This window comes from Rhodococcus chondri (assembly GCF_036327435.1).
GTDB lineage: Bacteria > Actinomycetota > Actinomycetes > Mycobacteriales > Mycobacteriaceae > Rhodococcus > Rhodococcus chondri.
On sequence record NZ_JAUZMZ010000057.1, the window covers coordinates 21,640 to 27,927 of the forward strand.

A 6,288-nucleotide genomic window follows, 5' to 3' on the forward strand; every position below is an offset into this window, starting at 1 on the left:
AAGAGGCCCCGCACCGAATCGGTGCGGGGCCGCTTTGCGCTGGAGATTTACTGCGGGAGCGCCGCGCGTACGGCGTCGAGGATGTTCGGATCGAGGGGGATTCCGGCGTCCTGCAGCGCCTTGACGCCCTGCTCGAAGCCGTCGATGGCGCTCTGGGGCTTGACGGTGACCGTGGGCACCTCGGCGAGCTGCGGCACCGGGTTGCTCGTGACCGGAGCGGACTGTGCGGGCGCCGCGGGGGCGCTCGGCGTGCTGTCGACGCTGCGCTGCGCGGGTGCGCTGGACAGGCCGAGGCTCGAGGAGCAGGAGGGCCATGCGCCCCAGCCCTGACCGGCGAGCACGCGCTCGGCAACGGCGATCTGCTGATCGCGGCTGGCCTGGTTGGCGGTCGGCGCGTAATTCTGGCCGCCGTAGGCGTTCCAGGTGCTGGGCGAGAACTGGAGTCCGCCCTGGTAGCCGTTGCCGGTGTTGATGGCCCAGTTTCCGCCGGACTCGCACTGTGCGAGGCGGTCCCAGTCGGAGTCGGGGGCGGCAGCGGCCGTGCCGCTGAACGCGACACCCGTAACGCCGAGGACTGCGCCGGTCAGCGCGAACTTCGCGAGGTTACGACCGGTGTTGGTGGGCTTGCGATGGCGTCCGCTCATGTCGGTTCCGAGTTCCTCTCCGTGCGCCTACGAGGTCAGCTGTCGGGTTCGGACTGAAGAGGTAGTCCGGCTTTCGCGCTCTGTGGGAGCGGTCCTGCTTCACCCCGAGGGTCGCCGTGTCGGCGGCCCGGGCCTCCTGGGAACTTCCCGGTGGGGGCTGTTCCCTGGGAGACCGGTTGGGTCCCCCGTTTCCTGTCCCGTGGATCGTTCGTCGGGATAACCGGGTTCCGCGGGACAGGAATTTGGCGCTGCGGGCCCGGGTTGGTCGAGCCAGGTGGTCCGACCGGAAATGACGGTAACGGGTTCTGCGCCCGAGTGTCACTGATTGGTAACGCGCGATTCGTTCTCGTCCGCAGCGGGCCTCGGAGGACACACGACCGAACCCGCAGGTAACCGAGGGTCCGAGCGGTCAAACCCGTTTCGAGCTCGGTTTGTTATCCCGCTGTTATGTGACGAAGGTCACGTGTAACTCGGGCGGCTGTCGATGGGGACGATGTCCTTGCCGAGCGGCATCAACGAGATCGGGATCATTTTCAGGTTGGCGATCGCAAGCGGAATCCCGATGATCGTCACGGCCATGGCAAGCGCTGTGAGGACGTGACCGAGCGCGAGCCAGATGCCGGCGACGATGATCCAGATCACATTGCCGATCAACGACGCCGTGCCCGCCGTGGGCTTGTCCACAGTGGTCTTACCGAACGGCCACAAGGCGTACACGCCGATGCGGAACGACGCGATGCCGAACGGGATCGTGATGATGAGTACGAAGCAGATCAGGCCCGCCACGAAATAACCCAGCGCCAGCCACAGCCCGCCGAAGACGAGCCAGATGATGTTGAGCAGCACTCTCACGACGACTCACCGTTCCTTGCTCTGCGTCCGGACCGAAGCGCGAACATGATTGCCAGGACGAAGCCCAGAGGCCACGCCAGGGTCAGCAGATACAGCACCAGACCGGGGGTGCCGTCCGTGACAACCGGGGTCAGGAAGATCGCGACCACCGCGACGACGCCGACCAGGAAGCAGGCGACGGCCGCTTTCAGTAGTCCGTTACGCGGCGGCAGTTCGTGGCGTGACGACGCCGAGGAATCCGAGGAAGAAGTGCCCACGGTGTTCCACGGTAGTCGCCGCCGGCCCGGACCGGCCACGTGCGTCGGGGGACAGGAGATGCGTGCGGGGTACACTGGCATCCTCTACGCGTCCCGCTCCAGATGAGTTGGGGCGCGTTGTTTTGCATATCCACTCGTGCCTGCGGGCACGGCTGTCGAGGAGCAGGTGAGCGCGGTGCCAACCGGCAAGGTGAAGTGGTACGACGTCGAGAAGGGCTTCGGCTTCCTGTCTCAGGACGAGGGAGAGGACGTCTACGTGCGGTCCTCCGCACTGCCCGACGGAGTGGAAAGCCTCAAACCCGGTCAGCGAGTCGAGTTCGGGATGGCCGTGGGCCGTCGCGGACCCCAAGCGCTCAAGGTCACCGTCCTCGAACAACCGACCGTGCGACAGCAGGGCGGACGACGTGAGGCGCCGGCGCGCGAACGACGGGCACCCGACGAGCTGCACGGCATGATCGAGGACATGATCAAGATCATCGAAGGGGCCATCCAGCCGGACCTTGCGCGGGGTCGCTACCCCGACCGCAAGAACGGCCAGCGGATCTCCGAGGTCATGCGCGCTATCGCCCGCGAGCTCGATCACTGACACCGTCCGGCTGCGCTCAACCGACCGGATGGTTCATCCGGTCGGTTGAGCGGCGTGGCACGGGTGCGGGCTCATTGCCGCGCGGGAACGCGCGGGGATCAGAACGTCTGGATCGCCCACACTGCGTGAGCGATCGGCTCACCTGCCTCGTCGACGACCGCCGACGGCAACTGGATCTCGATGCCGAGCAGCTGCGTCGACGGGTCGCTCGGAACGGTCACCGCACGCTGCTGACCGGGTTCGAACATCACGCCGTCGAGGAACGTCTGACCGGACCTGCGGTCGCCGTACACCGCGATCAGGCGCCACGGCGCGTCCGTGATCTCCGGGGGCAGCGACAGCTGCAGCGGGTATCCCGCCGGTACGTCGATCCTGGTGATCGGGTTCTCCACGCACTCCTCGAGATTGATATTGCAGTGCTGGGTCGGGTCCGCCGTCACCGTCTGCCCGTGGGCGTAGGCGGTGATCGTCGGCCGCTTCGGCTCGGCGTTGTCGACGAGCTTCCACACCACCGCGGCCAGCCCGGCGGCAACCACCACCAAGGCCGCCACGACCAGTGCGATCGTCAGTTTCGTCCGAGCTTGCAGCGTCATCTGTTTCCATTTTCTGTCGTGTGTTCAGCCGGGCGAGCGCGTCGTCCGGCAGTGGTCTCTGTCGTGGCGTGCTCAGGTCGCTTGCCGCCCAGGCCGGGCAGCAGCGACTTCCCACGGTAGGTCAGGAACGTCTGTGTGAACCCCAGCACCAGCACCACCGTAATCACGGAGAAACCCAGCCACAGTTCGGTGGGGAGCAGCACCCCCATCGCGCCGCCCAGCACCCAGCTCAATTGCAGGACGGTCTCCGAACGACCGAATCCGGACGCAATGGATTCCTCGGGGAGGTCCTGTTGCAGCGACGAGTCGAGCGACACCTTCGCCAGCGCGCTCGCGCACGCCGCCACCATCGCCGCGAACGCCGCCGCCAGCACGTGATCGGTCGCGGCGACCACCGCGGCCGCCACCACCACCGCCGTGGTGCAGCGCAACACGATCAGGGCCGGCCGTCCCAGCGCGATCCGCGCGCCCGTCGCATTACCGGTGAAGTTGCCGATCGCGGCGGCTGCGCCGACCAGGCCCAGCGTCGCCGCCTGCATGAGCGGTGCATGGTCGGTGTTGTCCTTCGCGACGAAGGCGATGAACAACGTGAGGAATCCGGTCAGTATCCGGATCGTGCCGTTGCCCCAGAGCCCGGTCACCACTGCCCGGCCCAACGGTTGACGCTTGCCCGAAGCCGTCACGATGACCGCGGTCCTGGTGTCGAGAACCTCGGTCCGGGCATCGGCGCCGTGATACGTCAGCGTCGCGGGGACCTCGCCTTCGGTGACCTCGACCCAGGAGGGAATCCGCATGCTCAGGTACGCGCCGAATGCGGTGATGCCCGCGCACAACCACAGGGCACCCGACGAACCGAACATCCACGCGGCGGCGGCCGCGACGGCGCCGGCCCCGATCGTGCCGCCGACCAGGCCGAACACCGTCAATCTCGAGTTCACCTTCACCAGGTCGATCTCGGGAGGCAGTACGCGGGGAGTCACCGCCGATTTGAGCACGGCGAACGATTTGCTGAGCACCATCATGCCCAGCGCCGCCGGATACAGCGCCCAGCTGTCGAAGTTGAACACGAGCACGACGGCGAGCACAGTGCGCAACCCGAACGAAGTGGCCAGGGCGACCCGGCGGCCGTGCTGCAGACGATCCAGCAGCGGACCGATCAAGGGTGCGATGACCGCGAACGGCGCGATCGTGATGAGCAGGTACAGCGCAACTTTCGTCTTGTCCTCACCGGTCGCTGCCGAGAAGAACAACGTGTTCGCCAGCGCCACCGCGATCGCGGCGTCGGAGGCGAAGTTCGCCATCGTCGCGTAGGTCAGCGCCGTGAGCCCCGACTTGTCGGCGCCGTCCGCGGTGGCGGCCCGACGGAATGTCGCGATGCCCTTGTTGGTCAGCTCGCGGCTACGCAGCGCCGCGACTCTCGTCACTGTCAGTTTGCGCGGCATCCGCGGTGCGCGGGGTGCGTCTGCGCCGGGCGGCGTCGCTCCCGTCGACGACCGCCCGACAGGGCGGGCGGGATAGGACTCGTCGACCGGATGCAGGGGAGGCAGCGGGGTCCGCCGGGCGGATACCCGGCGCGGCGGCGGATAGTTCCTGTACCCCGGATGCCGCGATCCCGGGGTGCGGCCGTCCGTCCTGTCGGAGGAAGGTCGCTCGTCCGGTTCGGTCACGCCCTCGATTCTTCACCACGACGCCTCCAGCTCGCAGACGGGTATGCCGCTCCGGTGACCCACGGTCGGGGTTCACGAGACGAATCGGACCTCGAACAGCTTCGGCCAGTATTTGCCGGTGACCAGGAACCGGTCGGTGCCGGGGAGATGCGCGATTCCGTTGAGCACGTCGATGCCCTCGCGCTGCTCGGCGGTGAGCTGCTCCCGCAGGGCGCCCGCGTCGATTCGGGCGGTGACACGCCCGGACTGCGGGTCGATCCGCACGATCTCGTCGGTCTGCCACACGTTCGCGTAGACCGCGCCGTCGTCGGTGCATTCGAGTTCGTTCAACCGCGACACCGCCCGTCCTTCGCGGTGCACCGTCACCCTCCCGAGTTCGGCGAACGTGTCACGGTCGCGGAAGGTGAGTTCGGCGGAGCCGTCGCTCATCACGAGCCGGTCGGACTGCGCGCACAGCCCCCAGCCTTCACCGTCGTATTCCACGCGGTCGCGTTCGGCGAGATCGTCGCGGTCGCGGGCCAGCGCGACACCGTTCTGCCACGTCAACTGCCACACGGTGTCGCCCGCGACGGTGAGGCCCTCGCCGAACAGGTCGTCCGGGAGATGCACGCGGGTGCGTTCGACGCCCCCGTCCACGGACCCGGCGGCGACCCACGAATGTCCCTCGCGCCCGGTGCCCTCGAGCAGTTCTCCGCCGTCGACCTCGAGCCCCTGCGTGAACGCATCGGTGTCGTGGGGGTGCACGGCGACCACCTCGACCCGCAGTTCCGCGGGCGGCGGTCCCGGCTCCCCGGCCACCGATTCGCCGACCTGGTCGCCGCATCCCGCGGCCGGGATACACAGCGCCGCGGCAACCGCGACAAGGAAGGGGCGACGACGCACGGGCCCATCATCGCACCGCATCGTGCGACCCGACCTCGCACCGGCGGCGTCGTGCGGCAGAATAGGCCGCGTGAGTGTTGTACCTTCAGCCGTTGCCCCCGGTGGCGAACCCCTGGTCGATCCAGCAGTGCGAGCCGTGCTCGTCGAGGCCGTCGAGGTCGCCCGAGGCGCCCTGGCCGAATCCGGCGACGGCGGTGTCGGCGCCTACCTGGGGGTCACCTCCGAGGACGAATACGCGGCCACGCACCGATTCGCCGCGGAGTTGCCCGGCTACCGAGGCTGGCAGTGGGCCGTCGTCGTGGCCGCCCCGCCCGGGTCGGATCACGTGACCGTCAGCGAACTGGCGTTGCTGCCGGGACCCGACGCTCTCGTCGCACCCGCGTGGGTGCCGTGGAACGAGCGGATCCGCCCTGGCGACCTCGGTCCCGGCGACCTGCTCGCCCCCGTGCCCGAGGATCCGCGTCTCGTACCCGGTTACACCTCCTCGGGCGACCCCGACGTGGACGAGACTGCCGGTGAGATCGGACTCGGCCGACGTCAGGTGATGAGCCTCGAGGGCCGGGTCGACGCCGCGCAGCGCTGGTACGAGAGCGAGTACGGGCCCGGCTCGGAGATGGCGAAGGCCGCCCCCTCCACCTGCATGCTCTGCGGGTTCTTCCTGCCGCTCGCGGGATCGCTGCGCGCCGCGTTCGGCGTGTGCGGCAACGAATTCGCGGCGGACGGGCATGTCGTGCACGCGGAATACGGGTGTGGAGCCCACTCCGACACGACGCTGCCGACCGGCGCCGGATCGCCGCTGTACAGCGC

The 6,288-nt window shown here is 68.4% G+C and carries 8 protein-coding genes and 1 riboswitch; of the genes, 2 read left to right on the forward strand and 6 right to left on the reverse strand.

The window, feature by feature from the left end; all coding sequences use genetic code 11:
- Positions 1-47 precede the first annotated feature (47 nt).
- The 3 genes from Q8814_RS12030 to Q8814_RS12040 form a co-directional block, all read right to left on the reverse strand.
- The gene (locus Q8814_RS12030; protein WP_330152252.1) at positions 48-644 is read right to left on the reverse strand and encodes a transglycosylase family protein; all 597 of its coding nucleotides are present in this window, start codon (positions 642-644) and stop codon (positions 48-50) included.
- A gap of 10 nt (positions 645-654) precedes the next feature.
- Positions 655-779: riboswitch (cyclic di-AMP (ydaO/yuaA leader) on the reverse strand.
- A 324-nt stretch (positions 780-1,103) separates the two neighbouring features.
- Positions 1,104-1,496 (reverse strand): YccF domain-containing protein, encoded by a 393-nt coding sequence (locus Q8814_RS12035; RefSeq protein ID WP_330152253.1) that lies wholly within the window; start codon positions 1,494-1,496, stop codon positions 1,104-1,106.
- Positions 1,493-1,753, reverse strand: a complete 261-nt coding sequence (locus Q8814_RS12040) for a hypothetical protein (protein WP_330152254.1) — start codon at positions 1,751-1,753, stop codon at positions 1,493-1,495. The genes Q8814_RS12035 and Q8814_RS12040 overlap by 4 nt, the downstream gene beginning before the upstream one ends.
- A 175-nt stretch (positions 1,754-1,928) precedes the next feature.
- Between Q8814_RS12040 and Q8814_RS12045 the strand changes: the two genes are divergently transcribed.
- Positions 1,929-2,339, forward strand: coding sequence for a cold-shock protein (locus tag Q8814_RS12045; RefSeq protein ID WP_330152259.1), 411 nt, complete (start codon positions 1,929-1,931; stop codon positions 2,337-2,339).
- Between the two features lie 98 nt (positions 2,340-2,437).
- On the opposite strand, the gene Q8814_RS12050 is transcribed toward Q8814_RS12045, so the two are convergent.
- From Q8814_RS12050 to Q8814_RS12060, 3 genes are all read right to left on the reverse strand, one after another.
- Positions 2,438-2,932: a DUF2771 domain-containing protein gene (locus Q8814_RS12050; RefSeq protein WP_330152255.1), complete on the reverse strand. Its 495-nt coding sequence runs from the start codon at positions 2,930-2,932 to the stop codon at positions 2,438-2,440.
- Positions 2,929-4,599: an MFS transporter gene (locus Q8814_RS12055; protein WP_330152256.1), complete on the reverse strand. Its 1,671-nt coding sequence runs from the start codon at positions 4,597-4,599 to the stop codon at positions 2,929-2,931. The genes Q8814_RS12050 and Q8814_RS12055 overlap by 4 nt, the downstream gene beginning before the upstream one ends.
- Before the next feature lie 72 nt (positions 4,600-4,671).
- Positions 4,672-5,502 (reverse strand): glutaminyl-peptide cyclotransferase, encoded by an 831-nt coding sequence (locus tag Q8814_RS12060; RefSeq protein ID WP_408015889.1) that lies wholly within the window; start codon positions 5,500-5,502, stop codon positions 4,672-4,674.
- Between the two features lie 91 nt (positions 5,503-5,593).
- Here Q8814_RS12060 and Q8814_RS12065 point away from each other — a divergent pair.
- Positions 5,594-6,288: DUF3027 domain-containing protein (locus tag Q8814_RS12065; protein WP_330152260.1), on the forward strand; the 695-nt coding region annotated here is incomplete at its 3' end.